Source organism: Cupriavidus pauculus (assembly GCF_008801835.1).
Classification (GTDB): domain Bacteria; phylum Pseudomonadota; class Gammaproteobacteria; order Burkholderiales; family Burkholderiaceae; genus Cupriavidus; species Cupriavidus pauculus.
Genome location: NZ_VZOW01000002.1, coordinates 198101 through 216686, shown reverse-complemented (window position 1 = coordinate 216686; position 18586 = coordinate 198101). Strand labels below are relative to the sequence as shown.

Here is an 18586-nt window from a genome sequence, read left to right as displayed (position 1 = left end):
TCAGCCTTGCAGGATGGAGGAAACGAGCAGCTGCGTGTAAGGGTGCTGCGGGTCGTCGAGAATCTGGTCGGTCAGGCCCTGCTCCACCACGCGGCCGCCCTGCATCACCAGCGTGCGATGCGCCAGCAGGCGCGCCACTGCCAGGTCATGCGTGACCAGGATCGCGGCCAGGCCCAGGTCGGTCACCAGCCGGCGCAACAGGTCCAGCAGGCGCGCCTGCACCGATACGTCGAGCGAGGCGGTCGGCTCGTCCATGAAGACCAGGCGCGGATGGGTCACCAGATTGCGCGCGATCTGGAGGCGCTGCTGCATGCCGCCCGAGAACGTGCTGGGCACGTCGTCAAGCCGCGCCAGATCGATCTCCATCTTTTCCAGCCACGCGCCGGCGATCTCGCGCAGATCGCCATAATGGCGATTGCCGACGGCCATCAGGCGCTCGGCGATATTGGCGCCGGCGCTGACCTGCATACGCAGGCCGTCGCGCGCGTGCTGGCGCACAAAGCCCCAGTCGGTGCGCGCCAGCAGGCGCATGCGCGCGCTGGACAGCCCGCCGAGATCGGTCAGCCCGGTTTCGCGCATGTCGTAACTGACGCTGCCGCGCTGTGCCTTGACCTGCATCGACAGCGCCTGCAGCAGCGTGCTTTTGCCCGATCCCGATTCGCCCACCACGCACAGCACTTCGCCGGGATACAGGTCGAAGTCGACATCGTGGCAGCCATGCACGCCATCCCAGGTGTGCGTCAGGTTGCGGACGGAAAGCAGGGGTGTGGCGTTCATTGCGAGTCTCCGGCGGCGTGTTTGACGGCCAGCGCGGCCTGGCGATCGGCGCAGTATTCGGTGTCCGAGCACACGAACATGCGCGTGCCTGCATCGTCGGTGATGATTTCGTCGAGATAGCTGTCGGTGGCGCCGCATTGCGCGCAGCAGCTCGACCATTTCTCGACGGTGAACGGATGGTCGACAAAATCGAGGCTCTTGACCGACGTGTACGGCGGCACCGCGTAGACGCGCTTCTCGCGGCCCGCGCCAAACAGCATCAGTGCCGGGCTGCGGTCCAGCTTCGGGTTGTCGAATTTCGGAATCGGCGACGGGCGCATCATGTAACGCTGATTGACGATGACCGGGTAGTCGTACGTCGTGGCGATATGGCCGTGGTGCGCGATGTCTTCATAGAGCTTCACATGCATCGACCCGTATTCGGCCAGCGCGTGCATCGTGCGGGTTTCGGTTTCGCTCGGCTCCAGCCAGCGCAGCGGTTCGGGGATGGGCACCTGATAGACCATCGTCTGTCCGGCGCGCAGCGGCGTTTCGGGAATGCGGTGGCGCGTCTGGATGATGCTGGCCTCGGCTGTGCGTTCGGTGGTCTGCACGCCGGTCACGCGGCCGAAGAAGCGGCGAATGTTGATCGCGTTCGTGGTGTCGTCCGATCCCTGGTCGATCACCTTGAGCACGTCCTGGCGGCCGATGATGGCGGCGGTCACCTGAATGCCGCCGGTGCCCCAGCCATAGGGAAGCGGCATTTCGCGGCTGCCGAACGGCACCTGGTAGCCGGGGATCGCCACCGCTTTCAACAGCGCGCGGCGCAGCATGCGCTTGGTCGATTCGTCCAGATAGCCAAAGTTGTAATGCTCGTCGCGCGCGACGGCGGTGTCTGGTGTGGCGGCGTGGGCGTTCATGCCAGCGACTCCTCTTGCGACGGTTGCGGTTGCGGCGTGGGCGCGGATGTGGGCGTGGCGTTCGGGTCCTGCTCGGCGCGCAGACGGCGCAGCAGTTCGAGATTGGCCTGGAAATCCACGTAGTGCGGCAGCTTCAAGTGCTGCACGAAGCCGGACGCTTCGACGTTGTCGCTGTGGTACAGCATGAATTCGATATCGTTGGCCGGATTGTCGGCAGCTTCACCCAGCTCGGCCGCACGCATCGCGCGATCGGCCAATGCCATCGACATCGCCTTGCGCTCGTTGTAGCCGAACGTCAGCCCATAGCCGCGCGTCAGGCGCGGCGCTTCGTCGGCATTGCCGGCAAACTGGCTCACCATCTGGCATTCGGTGAGTTCCACCTCGCCGATGGTGATGGCGAAGCCGAGTTCCTCGATGAACATTTCCACTTCGGTGCTGCCGTAGCGGATCTCGGCAGCAAACGGGTGCGAGTTGCCGTAGCCGCGCTGCGTGGAGTAACCCATCGCCAGCAGAAAGCCTTCGTCGGCGCGCGCCAGGTTCTGCAGGCGCGCGGGACGATCCGCGGGGAACGTCAGCGGCTCGCGCGTCAGATCGGGCGGGGCGGGGTCGCCAGCCGGCACAGCGTCGGCCTCGACCAGCGCTTCGGCTTCGAGCAGGCCGGTCACGCGCGGCATGCCGGTCGGCAGCGGCTGCGGCGACGGCGGCAGCGCTTCGGGGTCACGGCCCGCTTCGAGCGAGAAGTCGAGCAGGCGCTGCGTGTAGTCGTAGGTCGGCCCCAGTACCTGCCCGCCGGGCACGTCCTTGAAGGTCGACGAGATACGGCGCTGCAGCTTCATCTTGCCGGTGTCCAGCGCCTGCGTGTAGCCGAAACGCGCGAGCGTGGTGCGGTAGGCGCGCAGCAGAAAGATCGCCTCGATCTGGTCGCCTGCCGCCTGCTTGATTGCCAGCGCGGCCAGGTGCGGATCATAGAGCGACCCTTCGGCCATCACGCGGGACACGGCCAGCGGCATCTGCTCGCGAATCTGCGCCAGCGTGAGTTCGGGCACCGACGTGTCGCCACGGCGATAGGCGTCGAGCATCCGGTAGGAATTGAGGATGGCGCGTTCGCCTCCCTTGACGGCTACATACATGTCAGTCCTCCACGCGCGTGGTGCGCGTCATCGCGCAGAATTGCCGGCCGCTGGCCAGCAGCAGATCGACGCCAAGCGGAAAAGTCGCGTTGTTGGCGCGCCATTGCGCGCGGAAATCGGCAGGCAGACCGCCGACATGCAGCGTCTGCGTAGCTTCGATGCCCGGCCCGGCAAGCGTCAGCGTGTCGCCGTCGTGCAACGACGCCACTTCCACGATCAGCGTGGCCGATCGGTCGGGATACGCGGGCAGACCCTGCGCGCAATCGGCCAGGCGTGGCATGGCGTGGCCGTCGGGCACGCACACGAAGGTGGCTTGCGCCACGTCGTCGACCAGCGGGCAGCCGCAATGAAAGCGCAGGAAGGCACGGGCGGCGGCGGGAACGTCGGCCGGCAGCCATACCGGCGTGTCGGGATCGGCCAGTGTCAGCAACAGTGCGGTGAGCGCCGGCGACAGTCCTTCGGGTTGGCCGCTGTCGGCCGGCAGCGTTTCAAGGCGCCCGGGATGCGCGAACGCTTCCAGCGCGGCGCGGAACACCGCCTGCGCGTCATCGACCGGATTGTCGAAACCGGGCAGCAGCGAGGTGGCCGGGGCTTGCATGGTGATTTGTGTCGATGACATCTCAATCCTCTCCGCGGGCCATCGTGAAAAACTCCACGCGGGTTTGCGCGGCAACTGCGGCCTGCTGCGCGGCACGCTCGTCGAGCGCCTGCGAGAGCGGCGCGATGACGATTTCCTGCACGCGCCGATGCCAGGTGGCGCGCTGCAACAGCGCATCGAGCACGGCAGCCTGTTCGGCGTGGCGCGCGCCGCGTCCCTGCACATAGGACACGCCCGCGGTGGCGGCCTCGTCGCCGGTCTGGTCGAGCACCACGGCGCAGCGTGTCACCGACATCTCGCCAAGGTTGAACTGCGCGCCGGTGCCGCCGGCGCGGGCGCGCACCATCGCCATGCCCGACTCCGGCTTGCGCAGCAGCCGGTAGGCCGGCAGCGCTTGCGCTTCGGCCAGGCGTTGAAAGGCCGCATCGAGTGCGTCCGACCGGGCCAGCGCCAGCACCCGTAGCCATGCGGCGCGCGCCGCATTCGCCTGGTTGGCGTTTTCGCTTTGCATGATCACCCCTATACGTCTATACGTTTAGATGTACACTAACACAACACGGCGATAATAGACCACAGCCAGATGTCGGTTTCGTGACGCGGCGGGGCTTTGGTCGGGCACGCGGCGGATGCGGCGGGTATGAGGCACAATCGCACGAAACCCATGAACGCTTGATGACGAGCAGAGCAAAGATGTCCGAACGGGAAGTGGAACGTGGCTCCGGTGTGGCCGTATGGCGCCAGATTGGCGAGGCGCTGGCGGAAGACATCCGCAACAAACTCTATGGCCCCGGCGAGCAGTTGCCGCCGGAGCCCGAACTGGCCACGCGCTTCAGCGTGAACCGCCATACCATTCGCCGCGCCATGGGCGAACTGGAACTGAGCGGCCTGGTGCGCATCGAGCAAGGGCGCGGCACGTTCGTGCAGGAGCACGCGATCGACTACGCGATCGGCCGCCGCACGCGCTTTTCGCAGAACCTCGCAGCGCAGGGCATGCGCGGCCATCTGGAGATCGTCGAGAGCCAGGTGGTCCGCGCGCCCGAGGTGAGCAAGCACCTTGGCCTGTCGCGCACAGCCGAAGTGCTGCGCGTGCAGATGGTCGGCAAGGCTGAAAATCGCACCATCGACGTGGCCGAGCATTATTTCGATCCGAGGCGCTTCCCCGAACTGGAAGCGCGGCTGCGCACCACGCAGTCGATCTCGCGCGCGCTGGCGCAGTACGGCATCGCCGACTACACGCGCAAGTGGTCGCGCATCACGGCGGCCATGCCCAGCGCGCCGGTCGCGCGCCTGTTGAACCAGCCCAAGACGCGCCCCGTGCTGCAGGTGGAGGCGCTCAATGTCGATATCGACGGCGCGCCCGTGCAATACAGCGTGACCCGCTTTGCCGGCGACTGGGTGCAGCTTACGGTGTCCGACAACGACTGACAGACCTGCCGCGCGGTGTGGCGGCACAGTCGTATTGGTCTAGACATCCGTCTGTCATCTGACGCAGCTAACGTAATGCCCATGCATACGACAACCTCCTCCTATTCGGTCCCGCTGCGCGGGATCACCGGCCGCCGGGTACTTGGCGCCGCCGGCATCGCCCCCGCCACGCTGGCGTTCGAGCACGGCAAGATCGCGCAGCGTGACGCCGACGCCGGCGTTGCCATCGACGCGCGGGATCTGCTCGTCCTACCCGGCATTGTCGATATCCATGGTGACGCGTTCGAGCGCGCGGTAATGCCGCGGCCGGGCGTGAGTTTTCCATACGGCCCCGCGCTGATCGATGTCGACCGGCAGTTGCTGGCGCACGGCATCACCACCGAATTCCACGGCGTGACGCTGTCATGGGAAGGCGGGCTGCGTGGCGAGGCCTACGCGCTGCGCATGTTCGATGCGCTGGCGCAGCTGCAACCGGTGCTGGGTGCATCGCACAAGGTGCATCTGCGCTTCGAGGCGTATCACCTGGCCGGCGTGGAAACCGCGTTGCAGTGGATCGCCGACGGCCGCATCGGGCTGCTGGCGATCAATGACCATCTGCCGACGATGGCGCGCCGCATGAGCGACGACAAGAAGGTGGCGCAATATGCCGAACGCGCCGAGTGCGACATGGAGGCATTCCGCAATCGTCTGCGCGCGGCCAGCCGCCATGCGCAGGATGTGCCGGCTGCCATGTCGCGCCTGATCGCCGCCGCGCGCGCCGCGCATCTGCCCGTGGCTTCGCACGACGACCCCGACGGCGCCACGCGTCAGCACTATCATCGCCAGGGCTGCTCGATCGCGGAATTCCCGCTCACCGTCGATGTGGCCGCGATGGCGCGCCAGATCGGCGACGAAACAGTGTTCGGTGCGCCCAACGTGCTGCGCGGCACCAGTCATACCGGCGCGCCGAATGCCACCGAAATGGTGGCGGCCGGGCTATGCACGGTACTGGCGTCCGACTACTACTATCCTGCGCCGCTGCAGGCAGCATTCAAGCTGGCGCAACTGGGCGTCTGCGCATTGCCCGAGGCATGGCATCTGGTGTCGCGCAATCCGGCGCGCGCCGCGGGCCTGCGCGATCGTGGCGCGCTGGTGCCGGGCATGCGCGCCGACGCGATCCTCGTCGATGACAGCCATCCCGGTTTGCCGCGCGTGTGCGGCGCCATCGTCAATGGCGAATTGCGTCATGCGACCACGGCGCTGCCATTGATCGACCTGGCCGACGCAGGCAGTCTGGCGGCATGAGCAAGACCGCACATCGCTACGCGATCTATCTGTCGCCGTCCGAGCCGTTCCGCAGCATTGGCGCGCAGTGGCTGGGCCGCGATGCCGATACTGGCACCGACGTGCCGCTGTCGCCGCGCATCGCGCAACGTCCCGCCGAGTGGGTCGCCGCGCCGGCGCACTACGCGTTGCACGCGACCCTGAAGCCGCCGTTCCGGCTGGCCCAAGGCACCGACCCGGCGATGCTCGATCGCGCGGCGCGCGATTTCGCGCGGGGCCGCGCGGCATTCGATGCGCCGTTGTCGCTGCGCGCACTGCGCGGTTTCCTTGCGTGGTGTCTGGCCGATGCCGAAGGCCATGGCGGCCGACAGATGCACCGGCTAGCCGATGACTGCGTGCGCGACTTCGATCGCTTCCGCGCACCGCCGACTGCCCACGACATCGCCCGGCGAAATCCCGCCAGGCTCGACGCGGCGCAGCGCGACATGCTGGAACAGTGGGGCTATCCGTACGTGTTCGATACGTTCACATTCCATATCACGTTGACGGGCCAGCTCGACGCCGCCAGCCAGACGCTGGCGCTGCGCATGCTGACCGAAGCCGGTGCGCAGCCGGACGCACCGCTGCATGTCGATGGCATCAGCGTCTACGTGCAGGCTGACCCCGGCGCAGACTTCGTGGCCGGGCGCCACTATCGATTCGACGGCGCGGTCAGGGATGGCGCTGGCGCGGTGTATCTGGCGTCATGAACCCGCCGAAGACAAGCGACGGCAGCGGCCTGTTCTACGTGATGGGCCCATCGGGCAGCGGCAAGGATTCTCTGCTGTGCGCGCTGCGTGAACGCCTGCATCGGTCCGATCCGGTGTTGGTCGCGCATCGCTATATCACGCGCGCCGCGGACGCCAGCGAGGCGTCCGTGGCGTTGAGCGCCGACGAGTTTCATCGGCGTGTCGATCTGGGATGCATGGCCTTGCATTGGCACAGCCACGGGCTGCACTACGGCATCGGCGTGGAAATCGAACAATGGCTTGCCCGCGGCCTCAATGTCGTGGTCAATGGATCGCGCGAATATCTGCCGATTGCCGCGGCGCGCTATCCAGGGCTTTGCGCCGTGCATGTGCGCGTGAATCCCGAAGTGCTCGCGGTGCGTCTGCGCCAGCGCGGACGCGAATCGGAAGCCGCGATCGCGCAACGTCTGGCACGCGCCACGCAACCGTTCGACGTGCCCGAAGGCGTGCGGCTGGTCGAGATCGACAACAGCGGTGCGCTCGATGTCGCGGCGGCGGCGTTCTCGCAACTGGTGACGTCTGGACGCGCCTGAGCGCGGTGCTGCGGGGACGGATCGCGCGGATCGCGCTGCGTTGCGCCGATTGCATTTCCTCGCGCGTGGCCGCAGCACGCTGGCCCTAAGCGCCGGCGTTTGACCTGCCGACGCCGCATACCTTCCCACCCGGCATTTTCGATTTACGCGATGCGCTGACCTGAACCGCCGCGCCGAGGCGTGCATCGCTTCGGCGCGGCGTGCGCCGCGTGCGCGTCTGCGCGGGAATCGGTGGAGCTATGCCGTGCGCATGCAGCGCGCAGCCATGTCGAGATAGTGGTCCAGCGACGGCGTGGCCAGATCGACAACCTTTGCCAGATCGTCATAGCGGCGCAGGCGCACCGCTTCCAGTGCGTGCGGCGTGGCCGCGAAGGCGGCGGCCTGGGTGCCGTCGTACACGCCGCCCTGCAGTTGCAGGCTGTGCACAGACACCGGCGACAGCGTTTCGAAGTAGCCCGGATCCGTCGCGCACAAGTAGCGCTTGGCGGCCACATGCAGACGCACCGGCTCGGTGACGTCGGCATCGAACAGCGTCGACAGCGCATCGGCGCCGGCTTCCTGGTGGCGCATGTCGGTCGTGCTGCTTTCCGCGAGCATCAGATGGCCGATGTCGTGCAGCAACGCGGCGACGATCAGCGCTTCGCGCTCGCCGGCCTGTTCGGCCAGTTGCGCGCATTGCAGCGCGTGCGCGGTCTGGCTGATGGCCTCGCCGCCGTAGTAGGCCGTGCCGTGCTGTGCGAACAGGCCAGCGATGCGTTCGAGCGTCAGCATGCTCATACCAGCACCTTGCGGATCTGCGCGGAAATCACGTCGATGGCAACCACGAACAGGATGATGATGATCATCACCGCACAAGTCTGCGCGTACTGGAAGCTGCGGATGATCTCCCACAGCACTGTGCCGATGCCGCCCGCGCCGACGATGCCCACCACCGACGCCGAGCGCACGTTCGATTCAAAGCGATACAGCGCGAACGACAGCCACAGCGGCAGCACCTGAGGAATCACGCCATAGACGATTTCCTCGATCGGCCCTGCACCGGTGGCGCGCACGCCTTCCACGGGACGCGGATCGATCGCCTCGACCGCTTCGGCAAACAGCTTGGCCAGCACGCCCATCGTGTGGATCCAGATCGCCAGCACGCCGGCAAACGGCCCCAGCCCGACCGCGACGATAAACAACATCGCAAACACCATTTCGTTGATGGCGCGGCAAGCGTCCATGATGCGGCGCGCGGGCTGGTACACCCACACCGGCACGATGTTCGCCGAGCACAGCAGGCCCAGCGGAACGGCCATGAACACGGCCAGCGCGGTGCCCCAGAGCGCGATCTGGACAGTCACCAGCATTTCGTCGAGATAGGTCTGCCAGTCACGGAAGTTGGGCGGGAAGAAGTCCGCGGCAAACTTTGCCATGTTGCCGGAGTCGCGCAGCAGGTCCAGCGGACGCATGTCGGCGCCTTGCCAGGACATGGCGAGCATGGCCAGCACGATCGCCCAGATGAACATCACGGATAGCGATGTGCGCGGCGGCCGGACAGAACTCTGTGGCGAAGGGGGCAGGCCAGGCTTGGCGGTGGCGGTCATGGGGGCAATCCGAAAGTAAAACAGGGGCTGAAAAGTGGCAAAGCCGACGGCGCCACGCATGCGGCGCCGTCGGCCTTCATAACGACTTACTGCGTGCTGACGGCCTTGTCGAGTTCGGCCAGACGGCGCGTGACATCAGCCAGCTTCTTCTCCTTGTCGGCAGCAGCCAGCGTGCCGTCCGATTCGATCTTGGCCTTTTCCTTGGCCAGTTCGATCTGGCGGATCGGCACCAGTTGCGCGTCGGTCGACGGACGGAAGCCGCGGTAGGTCAGCGCGGCCAGCGTTTCCTTTTCGCGCGCGGCATTCGGCCCCTTGCCGTAGTTGACGAAGAAGTCCTGGATCTTCTTCTTCATGTCCGGCGACAGGTCCTTGCGATAGACCAGCGGATCGGCCGGGATCAGCGGCGACTTCCACAGCACGCGCACTTCGTCGTAGGCATTCTTGCCGGTGTTGATGCGATAGCGCTCGAAGTTCTCGGTGTTGTTCACGGCCACATCGACCTGCTTGTTCAGCACGGACAGCAGATTGGTTTCGTGGTTGCTGATGCGCACGGCCTTGAACAGCGACTTCGGATCCACCTTGTTGGCGGCCCACAGGTAGTAGCCCGGCACCGCGGTGCCCGAGGTCGAGTTCGGATCGCCGGCGCCATACGACAGCTCCTTACCGTGCTTGATCACGTCTTCGACCGATTTCAGGTCGCTGTCCTTGCGCACGATCAGCAGCGACCAGTAGCCCGGATTGCCGTCCTTGTCGATCACCGAGGCGAACACTTCGCCATTGGCGCGGTCCACCGCTTCCATGGCCGACTTGTCGCCGAACCAAGCGATCTGCACTTTGTTGAAGCGCATGCCTTCGATGATGCCGGCGTAGTCGGAGGCGAAGAACGGCTTGACCTGCACGCCGAGCGTCTTGCTCAGGTCGTCGATCACCGGTTGCCAGGCGTTCTTGAGGTTCGACGACGATTCGGTCGAGATAAAGCCGATGTTCAGGGTCTTGGCGTCCTGGGCGAAGGCGGGCAGCGCCATGACACCCGAAGCCACCACGGCGAGAAAGGTTCTGCGAAGCATCGAAAACTCCGTTGGAAAGTCTGATGGGGAAAACGCGGTCGGTAAGACGGGAAATTCGGGTTCAGGCGGCGGCCAGGTCCATCCTGACCATGACGGGCGCGGGCATGCCCTCGCCGGGCGCAGGTTCGTCCGCCACGGTGTCGTGCAGCAGTTCCTCGGCCTCGGTGCCATAGAGGTCGCGCAGCATGGTTGGCGTGAGCGCGGCCGACGGGCCGTCGTAGACCACCTTGCCCTGGCGCAGCGCCACTACACGCGGGCAGTAGCGCATCGCCACGTCGACCTGATGCAGCGACACCACCACGGCCACCTTGCGCGTGCGATTGATCTGCGCCAGCAACGACATCACGCGGCGCGACGACTCCGGATCGAGCGATGCGATCGGCTCGTCGGCCAGGATCACGCGCGCGTTCTGCACCAGCGTGCGCGCGATGGCCGCACGTTGCTGCTGTCCGCCAGACAACGTCGAGGCGCGCTGAAACGCATAGTCGTCTATACCAACTTGGGCCAAAGCATCGAGCCCGGCCTGCACTTCATCGGCCTTGAAAAAGCGGATCAGGCTGCGCCATTTCGGCACGCGCGTGAGCAGGCCCACCAGCACGTTGGTGATGACTGGCAAACGCCCGACCAGGTTGAATTGCTGGAACACGAATCCGATTTCCGCGCGCACACGGCGCACATCGCGCGCCAGGCGGCCGTTGCGTTGCACGACGCGGCCGTTGACGAGGATCTCGCCGGCGCCGGCGTCGCCGGTGACAAAGCCGGCCATATGGCGCAGCAGCGTCGACTTTCCGGAACCCGATGCACCCAGCAGCGCGACCATTTCGCCCGGTGCGATGTGCAGCGTGACATCGTCAAGCGCCTTGCGGTCCGCGCGGAACGACTTGCTCAGGCCGCGGACTTCGATTGCATGCGTCATGTCGACTCCTTGCTTGAATGACCTGCGCATTCTGGGGGGAGCGCGTGACAGAACGATGACGGGGCAGGACTTCCGTGAACGGCCGGACCGCGGCCGCGGGATCGGTGGGGCGACGCGCGGTCTGTCCCAGATCACGGCGGCGTGGCCCGAATCTCCCTACGCTGCTTCGGGTTGTCTCCGAGCCACTTTCGTTCCAGATGGGATAGAGGAATCGCCGCGATGAACCGAGTCGTTGTCTTTCAGGGCCAATATGGCGTGTTTCCCACGCGCGGCCTGTCTTTGTCGATGCCCGCCGTGCAGACCTGCATCGGCGTCTTCGGAATCCACGGCTCAGGCCAGACGCTGGTGGCCGCGCACTTCGATACCGACCAGATGCTCGAGGCCAATATTGGCGTAATCGAGAAGAAAATGCCGCGCGGGCACCAATGGCGCGACTATGACGTGACCATATTCGGCGGCGACGGCGCGGCCAGCATGTTGCGATGCGGGTGGCCCAGCACTTATATCGGCCAACGGATCCAGGCCTGTCTGCGCCAGCGCGGCTGCAAGCGGGCGCAATATACGAACCATTACTCGGGCCTGATCCCGAGGACTTTCAACCTGCAGTTCGAACATGATCGGCCACGCATCATCGAAGGCCAGTCGCACAGGTTCTTCGACGGCCATCATCCGACCGCAAGGCACGTGGCGATCAACCGCATACGCAAGCGCCCCAGCGAGTACACCGTCGCGGACGCGTGCATGCTGGACGTCACGGATCTGTATGTACGGCGCGGGCGCTGAACGGGGGGAGGACGAACGCGGTAGAGGTGCGGCGGAAGGCGGTGGAATTCGGCGCAGGGAAGGCCGCGCACGGCGGCCGCGCTTCCCGTCGCGCGTTACATCAAAATGATGTCGTACTGTTCCTGGTGGAAGGTCGATTCCACCTGCAGCGAGATCGGCTTGCCGATGAAGTCGCCGAGCATTGCCAGATGCTGGCTTTCTTCCTCGAGAAACAGGTCGATCACTTCCTGCGACGCCAGGATACGGAATTCGCGTGGATTGAACTGGCGCGATTCGCGCATGATTTCGCGCAGGATGTCATAGCACACCGTGCGCGGCGTTTTGACCTGGCCCTTGCCGGTGCATACGGGGCATTGTTCGCACAGCACGTGCGCCAGCGATTCCCGCGTGCGCTTGCGCGTCATTTCCACCAGGCCGAGCTGCGAGAAGCCGTTGACCGTGATACGGGTGCGGTCGCGCGACAGCGCGCGCTTGAGTTCCGACAGCACGGCATCGCGGTGCTCGGCGTTCTCCATATCGATAAAGTCGATGATGATGATGCCGCCCAGATTGCGTAGGCGCAGTTGCCGGGCGATGGTGTGCGCGGCTTCGAGGTTCGTCTTGAAAATCGTGTCGTCGAAATTTCGCGCGCCGACGTAGCCGCCGGTATTCACGTCGATCGTCGTCATCGCTTCGGTCTGATCGATCATCAGATAGCCGCCAGACTTCAGGTCGACGCGCCGCGACAGTGCCTTCTCGATTTCGGCGTCGATATTGAACAGGTCGAAAACGGGCCGCTCGCCCGTGTAGTGCGACAGGCGCGACAGCACGGCCGGCGTGTATTCCTGCGCAAACTCCAGAAGCTTCTGGTAGTTCTCGCGCGAATCCACCTGGATGACGCCGGTGGCGTCGTTGATGAAATCGCGCAGCACCCGCTGCGCCAGGTTCAGGTCCTGATAAAGCAGGCTCGGCGCCGGCTGCGTGGTGGCGTTCAGGCGGATCGTGCCCCAGATCTTGCGCAGATAGGCGATGTCATTGCCCAGTTCTTCGTCGCTGGCTTCTTCGGCGATGGTGCGGACGATGAAGCCGCCGCGTTCATCGGCGGGCACCAGCCCTTGCACGCGCGCGCGCAGCGCTTCGCGATCCACTTCGCCTTCGATGCGCTGGGAAATGCCGATGTGCGGATCCTGCGGCAGGTAGACCAGCGTGCGGCCCGCGATGCTGACTTGCGTGGAAAGCCGCGCGCCCTTGGTGCCGATCGGATCCTTGATGACTTGCACCATCAGCGCCTGGCCTTCGAACAGCGTTTTCTCGATGGCCAGTGGTGCGCTGTTCTTGTCGCTGCCGTCGCGCGGGTGCCAGATGTCGGCCACGTGCAGGAATGCGGCGCGTTCGAGTCCGATATCGATGAATGCCGATTGCATGCCCGGCAGTACGCGCACGACCTTGCCAAGATAGATATTGCCGACCAGCCCGCGCGTGAGCGTGCGTTCGACATGCAGTTCCTGCACGGCCGCCTGCTGCACGATGGCTACGCGGGTTTCTTGCGGCGTGATGTTGACGAGGATGTCTTCGGTCATAGCGATTGGGTTCGCATGTTGGCGCGTCGCCGGTCTGCCGGCGCTTGTTGTTGTCGCCCGGGAAGCGCCCGGGCGTTAGACCCCTGCGCCCTTGTGCGGCGTGTCGGCAGGCGGATCAGAAGCGCAGACCCGCCTCGCGCAGCAGCGCCGCCGTCTCGAACAAGGGCAAGCCCATGATACCCGAATAGCTACCGTCGATTCGCTCGACAAATTCCGCCGCGCGGCCCTGGATGCCATAGGCGCCGGCTTTGCCCAGCGGCTCGCCGCTGGCCACGTAGGCGTCGATTTCGGCGGCGGTCATGGCCCGGAAAGTGACGTGCGAGATCGACAACGCATGGCGCTTGCCCAACGCGGACACCACGGTGACCGCGGTCAGCACCCGATGCGTGGTGCCGGACAGCGTAGACAGCATGCGCGCCGCATCTGTCGCATCGGCCGGCTTGCCGAGAATCTCGCCGTCGCGGCAGACCGTGGTGTCCGACGTCAGGATCGGCGCATCGGGCAGCGCGCGGCGGATCCGGCGCTGCAGCGCGGCGTCGGCCTTCAGCGTGCAGACGCGCTGCACGTAGGCGTCCGGGGATTCGCCGGGCAGCACGGCTTCGAGCGCTTCGGCATCTTCGCCCGCATCGGCAAGCAGCAATTCGTAGGACACGCCCAGTTGCGTGAGCAGTTCGCGGCGGCGCGGGCTTTGGGAAGCCAGATAGAGCAGATTGTGAGTCACTGGATTGGCGCGAAAAAGGACGCCAGCGCGTGACGGCGCGATATGCCGCGGGGCACGCACGATGTGGCGTCGGGATGAGATTCGGAGTGGCGTCGATTGTACGCGCCGCCGCCGGCCAGCGAACGTCCGCCGCGCCGCGTGGGTGCCGCGGCTTTTCAGGCGCGGTGGTACGGGTGATTCTGCGTGACCGACCAGGCGCGATAGAGCTGTTCGGCCAGCAGCACGCGCACCATGCCGTGCGGCAGTGTCAGACTGGACAACCTGAACAGCGTGTGGGCGCGCGCCTTCAGGGCCGGGTCCAGCCCGTCGGCCCCGCCGATCAGGAACGCCACGTCGCCGCCTTCGCGTTGCCAGCCGGTCAACTGGGCGGCCAGTTGCACGGTTGTCCAGTCCTTGCCGCGTTCGTCCAGCGCGACGATGCGGCATTGTTTGGACAGCGAGCCCAGCACGGCGTCGATGCGCGCAGCCTCGCGCTGCATTACCGTGGCGGCGTTGTTGCTGGAAGAGCGCGCCTCCGGCTTGACTTCCCGTAGTTCGATGCGGAGCTCTGGCGGCATCCGTTTCGCGTACTCGGCGAAACCGGTTTCGATCCACGCGGGCATTTTGTGGCCGACGGCCACAATCACGAGTTGCATGCGAAATGCCCGGTGGTCAGTGCCTCAACTGGTGCGATCAGGCCGAGCGCGTGGCGCGCTTGCGCGGCGCGGCGGTCTTTGCTGCGGCCGTCTTGCGTGCCGGGGCCTTGGCGGCAGTGCCGGTGGCCGTCTTGCGCGCAGGGGCCTTGGCAGCGGTACCGGCGGTCGTCTTGCGGGCCGGCGCCTTGGCGGTCGTGCCGGCCGTGGTCTTGCGCGCAGTGGTGGTCTTGCGTGCGGTGGTCTTGAGCGGCGTGCCGGTGCTGGTGGTCTTGCGCGCCGGCGCCTTGCGGATGGTGGCGATGGCGTCCGGATCGGTATCCTCATGACCCATCGGCGGCGACGGCTCCTTCATGCCTTCCGGCAGGCGCGCCAGCGCGGGACGCAGGTTCGACGCGCGGCGCACGCGCGGCGCCGGCTCGGCATCCTCGTCCTCTTCGGCGGGCTCGCTGGCCTTGGCCAGACCCTTGGCGGCGGCCAGCTTCACGCGCACCGGCTTGTCGCCCCAGATTTCCTCTAGGTTGTAGTACAGGCGCAGCTGCGGCTGCAAGATGTGCACCACGGCGTCGCCGCAATCGACCAGCACCCACTCGCCGGTTTCCAGCCCTTCGACGGCAACGATATGGCCGCCGGCCTCCTTGACGGTGTCGCGCACCGAAGCCGCCAGGGCCTTGGTCTGACGATTCGAATTGCCGCTGGCAATCACCACCCGGTCGAACAGCTCGGTCAGGTGAGTGGTGTCGAACACCTTGATGTCCTGCGCTTTCACATCCTCGAGCCCGTCGACGATCGCGCGCTGCAGTTTACGAATATCCATGGTGTCTTTCTTGTTCAGCTTCATTCGGGGTAGGGCGCGCGTCGGCTCAGGGGTGTCGGTACAGCCCTTGACGCGCGATGTAGTGTGCCACGCCGGCCGGCAGTTGGTCATCATCTGCCTGGTCCGACATCGGGCCGTCGGCGAGGCGCTCGCGCAGGCCGGTGGACGACAGGTCGACGGCCAGCGTCTGGTCGATCCACATATGTCCGGAGGGCGAGCATTGTATCAGGTGCGTGTCCGCCAGGCGTTCGTGCAGGGCGGCAAGCACCGGGCCGTCCAGCGCATCGAGATGGAAGCCCGGGCGCGTGGCAGTGCACAGGTGCACATATTCGAACAGCGCTTCCCAGCCATGCCAGGTGTGCAGGCGCAGCAACTGATCGGCGCCCATCAGCCACGACATCGATGCCTGCGGGCCATATTCGGCGCGCAATTGGCGCACGGTGTCGATGGTATAGCTGGGGCCGTCGCGATCCACCTCCATGCGGCTCACGCGCACCTTGGTGCGCCGCGTAGCCAGCGTGGCGGCGGCCAGTTCCGTCATGGCCAGGCGATCGGCGGCGGGCGTTACGTTGTCGCCCTTTTGCCACGAATGGCCGGTCGGGATCCAGACCAGTTCGTCCAGGTCGAGGTGGTCGATGCACAACTGGGCCAGTGCAACATGGCCGCGATGCGGGGGATCGAAGGTGCCGCCGAGGATACCCAGGCGGTAGGGACGTGGCGTTGGTGCGTGCTGGCCGGGGGCGTTCTTTGCTTCAGTCATCAGCTTCAGGCCCACGCGCGCGCCGGCAGGAAATCGGTATAGAGCGCGGCTTCCGGCGTGCCCGCCATGGGCTGCCAGTCGTAGCGCCACGCCGCCAGCGGCGGCATGGACATCAGGATCGATTCGGCGCGTCCGCCCGATTGCAGGCCGAACAGGGTGCCGCGGTCGAATACCAGGTTGAATTCGACATAGCGTCCGCGCCGATAGGCCTGGAAGTCGCGTTCGCGTTCGCCATAAGGCGTGTCCTTGCGCGCCGCGAGGATCGGCAGGTAGGCGTCGAGGAAGGCGTCGCCGACCGACTGCATCATGGCAAAGCTGCGCTCGAAGCCCAGCGCGGAAAAATCGTCGAAGAAAATGCCGCCGATACCGCGCGCCTCGCCGCGATGCTTGAGATAGAAGTACTCGTCGCACCATTGCTTGAAGCGCGGATAGAGGTCGTCGCCGAACGGCGCCAGGGCGTCCTTGCAGGTGCGATGGAAATGCTTGCAGTCGGCGGCGTTGCCGTAGTACGGCGTGAGATCCATGCCGCCGCCGAACCACCATACCGGCGCGGCGTCAGGCTTCAGCGCGACGAAGCACCGCACGTTCATGTGCACGGTGGGGACATGCGGATTGCGCGGATGGAAAACCAGCGAGACGCCCAAAGCTTCGAAACTGCGTCCGGCAAGCTCCGGCCGGTTGGCGCTGGCCGATGGCGGCAGCGTGTCGCCGCGCACGTGAGAAAAGCCCACGCCGGCCCGCTCCATCACCGCGCCACCTTCCAGGATGCGCGTGCGGCCGTTGCCGCGCAGGCGGTCGGTCGGGGGCTTTTCCCAGTGGTCGGTCAGGAACGCCTGGCCGTCTACAGCGCCAATGGCGTCGGTGATGCGGTCTTGCAGGCCGAGCAGATAGTCACGGACTGCCTGGGAATCGATCATGATGGGCGGATTGGGATGGGCCGGTGGCACGACGGCGGGGCGGTTCGTGCGCAAGTCGTCATCGCGGTGTCACGATTGTACCGGCTTGACCCGCCCCACGTGATGTCGGGGCGAATCGGGCCGGCACACGGGCCGGATCAGCGCTTGATGGCGCGGTAGCCAATGTCGGTGCGGAACTGCATGCCATCGAAACGGATCTGCTCGACGGCGGCGTAGGCGTTCTTCTGAGCGGCCTTGACCGTGTCGGCCAGGCCGACCACGCACAGCACGCGGCCGCCGGACGTCAGCAGCGCGCCGTCCTTGAGCGTGGTGCCCGCATGGAAGGTCACCGCTTCGGCGGTTTCCGCCGGGATGCCGGTAATGACATCGCCCTTGCGCGGGTTTTCGGGGTAGTCGTAGGCGGCCATCACCACGCCAAGCGCGGTGCGGCGGTCCCAGTCGAGTTCGATCTGGTCGAGCTTGCCCTCCACGGCCGCTTCCATGACATCGACCAGGTCGGTCTTCAGGCGCGCCATGATCGGCTGGGTTTCGGGATCGCCCATGCGGCAGTTGAATTCCAGCGTCTTGGGATTGCCGTCGCGGTCGATCATCAGGCCGGCGTACAGGAAGCCGGTGAACGGAATGCCGTCCTTTTCCATGCCGCGCACGGTCGGCAGGATGATCTCGCGCAGCGCGCGCGCGTGCAGCGCCGGCGTGACCACCGGAGCGGGCGAGTACGCGCCCATGCCGCCCGTGTTGGGGCCGGCGTCGCCATCGAGCAGGCGCTTGTGATCCTGGCTGGTGGCCAGCGCCAGCACGTTCTTGCCGTCGACCATGACGATGAAGCTGGCTTCCTCGCCTTCCAGGAATTCCTCGATCACCACGCGCGCGCCGGCATCGCCGAGCTTGTTATCGGCCAGCATCATGTCGACCGCCGCGTGCGCTTCTTCCAGCGACATCGCCACCACCACGCCCTTGCCCGCGGCCAGGCCGTCGGCCTTGATCACGATCGGGGCGCCCTGCGCATCGATGTAGGCGTGGGCGCCGGCGGCATCCGAGAAGGTCTGGTAGTAGGCGGTGGGGATGCCATGGCGATGCATGAACGCCTTGGCGAAATCCTTCGACGATTCGAGCTGGGCAGCCGCCTTGGTCGGCCCGAAGATACGCAGGCCACGCGCGCGGAACACATCCACGATGCCGGCGGCCAGTGGCGCCTCCGGCCCTACCACCGTGAACGACACGCCTTCGCGCTCGACGAACGCTGCCAGCACTTCCGGATCGGTCAGCGGCACGTTCTGCAGGCGCTTGTCGAGCGCCGTACCGCCGTTGCCCGGGGCCACGTACACGACCTGCACCTTGGGGGACTGGGCCAGCTTCCACGCCAGCGCGTGCTCACGCCCACCCGAACCGACAACCAAAACTTTCATGATCCACTG

21 protein-coding genes are annotated in these 18586 nt (G+C 66.0%); 5 read left to right on the top strand and 16 right to left on the bottom strand.

Annotation, left to right across the window (positions count from 1 at the left end; translation table 11 throughout):
* Genes phnK through phnG form a run of 5 tightly spaced genes read right to left on the bottom strand, consistent with a single transcriptional unit; the run spans nt 1 to nt 3915 of the window.
* Nucleotides 1–777 (bottom strand): phosphonate C-P lyase system protein PhnK, encoded by a 777-nt coding sequence (gene phnK, locus F7R19_RS03690; RefSeq protein WP_061958776.1) that lies wholly within the window; start codon nt 775–777, stop codon nt 1–3.
* On the bottom strand, nt 774–1676 hold the full coding sequence (locus tag F7R19_RS03685) for an alpha-D-ribose 1-methylphosphonate 5-phosphate C-P-lyase PhnJ (protein WP_061958775.1): 903 nt from the start codon (nt 1674–1676) through the stop codon (nt 774–776). Before F7R19_RS03685 ends, phnK begins: the two co-directional genes overlap by 4 nt.
* Nucleotides 1673–2806, bottom strand: coding sequence for a carbon-phosphorus lyase complex subunit PhnI (locus tag F7R19_RS03680; protein WP_061958774.1), 1134 nt, complete (start codon nt 2804–2806; stop codon nt 1673–1675). The genes F7R19_RS03685 and F7R19_RS03680 overlap by 4 nt, the downstream gene beginning before the upstream one ends.
* 1 nt (nt 2807) lies before the next feature.
* The gene (phnH, locus tag F7R19_RS03675) at nt 2808–3425 is read right to left on the bottom strand and encodes a phosphonate C-P lyase system protein PhnH (RefSeq protein ID WP_150979402.1); all 618 of its coding nucleotides are present in this window, start codon (nt 3423–3425) and stop codon (nt 2808–2810) included.
* Between the two features lies 1 nt (nt 3426).
* Nucleotides 3427–3915 carry a phosphonate C-P lyase system protein PhnG gene (gene phnG, locus F7R19_RS03670; protein ID WP_150979401.1) on the bottom strand — a complete coding sequence of 163 codons (489 nt, stop codon included), beginning with the start codon at nt 3913–3915 and terminating at the stop codon, nt 3427–3429.
* A gap of 179 nt (nt 3916–4094) precedes the next feature.
* On the opposite strand from phnG, the gene phnF reads away from it, so the two are divergent.
* From phnF to phnN, 4 genes are all read left to right on the top strand, one after another.
* The gene (gene phnF / locus F7R19_RS03665) at nt 4095–4829 is read left to right on the top strand and encodes a phosphonate metabolism transcriptional regulator PhnF (RefSeq protein WP_150979400.1); all 735 of its coding nucleotides are present in this window, start codon (nt 4095–4097) and stop codon (nt 4827–4829) included.
* An 81-nt stretch (nt 4830–4910) separates the two neighbouring features.
* Nucleotides 4911–6113: an alpha-D-ribose 1-methylphosphonate 5-triphosphate diphosphatase gene (locus F7R19_RS03660; RefSeq protein ID WP_150979399.1), complete on the top strand. Its 1203-nt coding sequence runs from the start codon at nt 4911–4913 to the stop codon at nt 6111–6113.
* The gene (locus F7R19_RS03655) at nt 6110–6841 is read left to right on the top strand and encodes a DUF1045 domain-containing protein (RefSeq protein ID WP_150979398.1); all 732 of its coding nucleotides are present in this window, start codon (nt 6110–6112) and stop codon (nt 6839–6841) included. The genes F7R19_RS03660 and F7R19_RS03655 overlap by 4 nt, the downstream gene beginning before the upstream one ends.
* A complete protein-coding gene (gene phnN / locus F7R19_RS03650; protein ID WP_150979397.1) occupies nt 6838–7413 on the top strand; it encodes a phosphonate metabolism protein/1,5-bisphosphokinase (PRPP-forming) PhnN in 576 nt (191 codons plus the stop codon). Before F7R19_RS03655 ends, phnN begins: the two co-directional genes overlap by 4 nt.
* 237 nt (nt 7414–7650) lie before the next feature.
* Here the strand turns inward: phnN and F7R19_RS03645 are convergent, their stop codons facing one another.
* The 4 genes from F7R19_RS03645 to phnC form a co-directional block, all read right to left on the bottom strand.
* Nucleotides 7651–8184: a phosphonate degradation HD-domain oxygenase gene (locus tag F7R19_RS03645; RefSeq protein WP_211922709.1), complete on the bottom strand. Its 534-nt coding sequence runs from the start codon at nt 8182–8184 to the stop codon at nt 7651–7653.
* A 2-nt stretch (nt 8185–8186) separates the two neighbouring features.
* Complete coding sequence (gene phnE / locus F7R19_RS03640) at nt 8187–8999, bottom strand: phosphonate ABC transporter, permease protein PhnE (protein WP_061958768.1); 813 nt, start codon at nt 8997–8999, stop codon at nt 8187–8189.
* A gap of 86 nt (nt 9000–9085) precedes the next feature.
* Nucleotides 9086–10066, bottom strand: a complete 981-nt coding sequence (gene phnD / locus F7R19_RS03635; protein ID WP_150979395.1) for a phosphonate ABC transporter substrate-binding protein — start codon at nt 10064–10066, stop codon at nt 9086–9088.
* A 61-nt stretch (nt 10067–10127) separates the two neighbouring features.
* A complete protein-coding gene (gene phnC / locus F7R19_RS03630; RefSeq protein WP_061958766.1) occupies nt 10128–10982 on the bottom strand; it encodes a phosphonate ABC transporter ATP-binding protein in 855 nt (284 codons plus the stop codon).
* A 219-nt stretch (nt 10983–11201) separates the two neighbouring features.
* Here phnC and F7R19_RS03625 point away from each other — a divergent pair, with 219 nt between their 5' ends.
* Nucleotides 11202–11765: a hypothetical protein gene (locus tag F7R19_RS03625; protein WP_150979394.1), complete on the top strand. Its 564-nt coding sequence runs from the start codon at nt 11202–11204 to the stop codon at nt 11763–11765.
* Nucleotides 11766–11860: 95 nt separating this feature from the next.
* Here F7R19_RS03625 and rng read toward each other — a convergent pair whose 3' ends face one another.
* The 7 genes from rng to purD all read right to left on the bottom strand — a co-directional run bounded on the left by rng (nt 11861) and on the right by purD (nt 18577).
* Nucleotides 11861–13324 (bottom strand): ribonuclease G, encoded by a 1464-nt coding sequence (gene rng / locus F7R19_RS03620; RefSeq protein ID WP_150979393.1) that lies wholly within the window; start codon nt 13322–13324, stop codon nt 11861–11863.
* A gap of 115 nt (nt 13325–13439) precedes the next feature.
* Nucleotides 13440–14045, bottom strand: coding sequence for a Maf family protein (locus F7R19_RS03615; protein ID WP_061958763.1), 606 nt, complete (start codon nt 14043–14045; stop codon nt 13440–13442).
* A 155-nt stretch (nt 14046–14200) separates the two neighbouring features.
* Nucleotides 14201–14680, bottom strand: a complete 480-nt coding sequence (gene rlmH / locus F7R19_RS03610) for a 23S rRNA (pseudouridine(1915)-N(3))-methyltransferase RlmH (RefSeq protein ID WP_150979392.1) — start codon at nt 14678–14680, stop codon at nt 14201–14203.
* 37 nt (nt 14681–14717) lie between these two features.
* Nucleotides 14718–15494 carry a ribosome silencing factor gene (rsfS, locus tag F7R19_RS03605; protein ID WP_211922708.1) on the bottom strand — a complete coding sequence of 259 codons (777 nt, stop codon included), beginning with the start codon at nt 15492–15494 and terminating at the stop codon, nt 14718–14720.
* Nucleotides 15495–15540: 46 nt separating this feature from the next.
* Nucleotides 15541–16254: a nicotinate-nucleotide adenylyltransferase gene (locus F7R19_RS03600; RefSeq protein ID WP_150979390.1), complete on the bottom strand. Its 714-nt coding sequence runs from the start codon at nt 16252–16254 to the stop codon at nt 15541–15543.
* Nucleotides 16255–16259: 5 nt separating this feature from the next.
* On the bottom strand, nt 16260–17171 hold the full coding sequence (hemF, locus tag F7R19_RS03595; RefSeq protein ID WP_061958794.1) for an oxygen-dependent coproporphyrinogen oxidase: 912 nt from the start codon (nt 17169–17171) through the stop codon (nt 16260–16262).
* A 137-nt stretch (nt 17172–17308) separates the two neighbouring features.
* A complete protein-coding gene (gene purD, locus F7R19_RS03590) occupies nt 17309–18577 on the bottom strand; it encodes a phosphoribosylamine--glycine ligase (protein ID WP_061958760.1) in 1269 nt (422 codons plus the stop codon).
* Between the last annotated feature and the right edge of the window lie 9 nt (nt 18578–18586).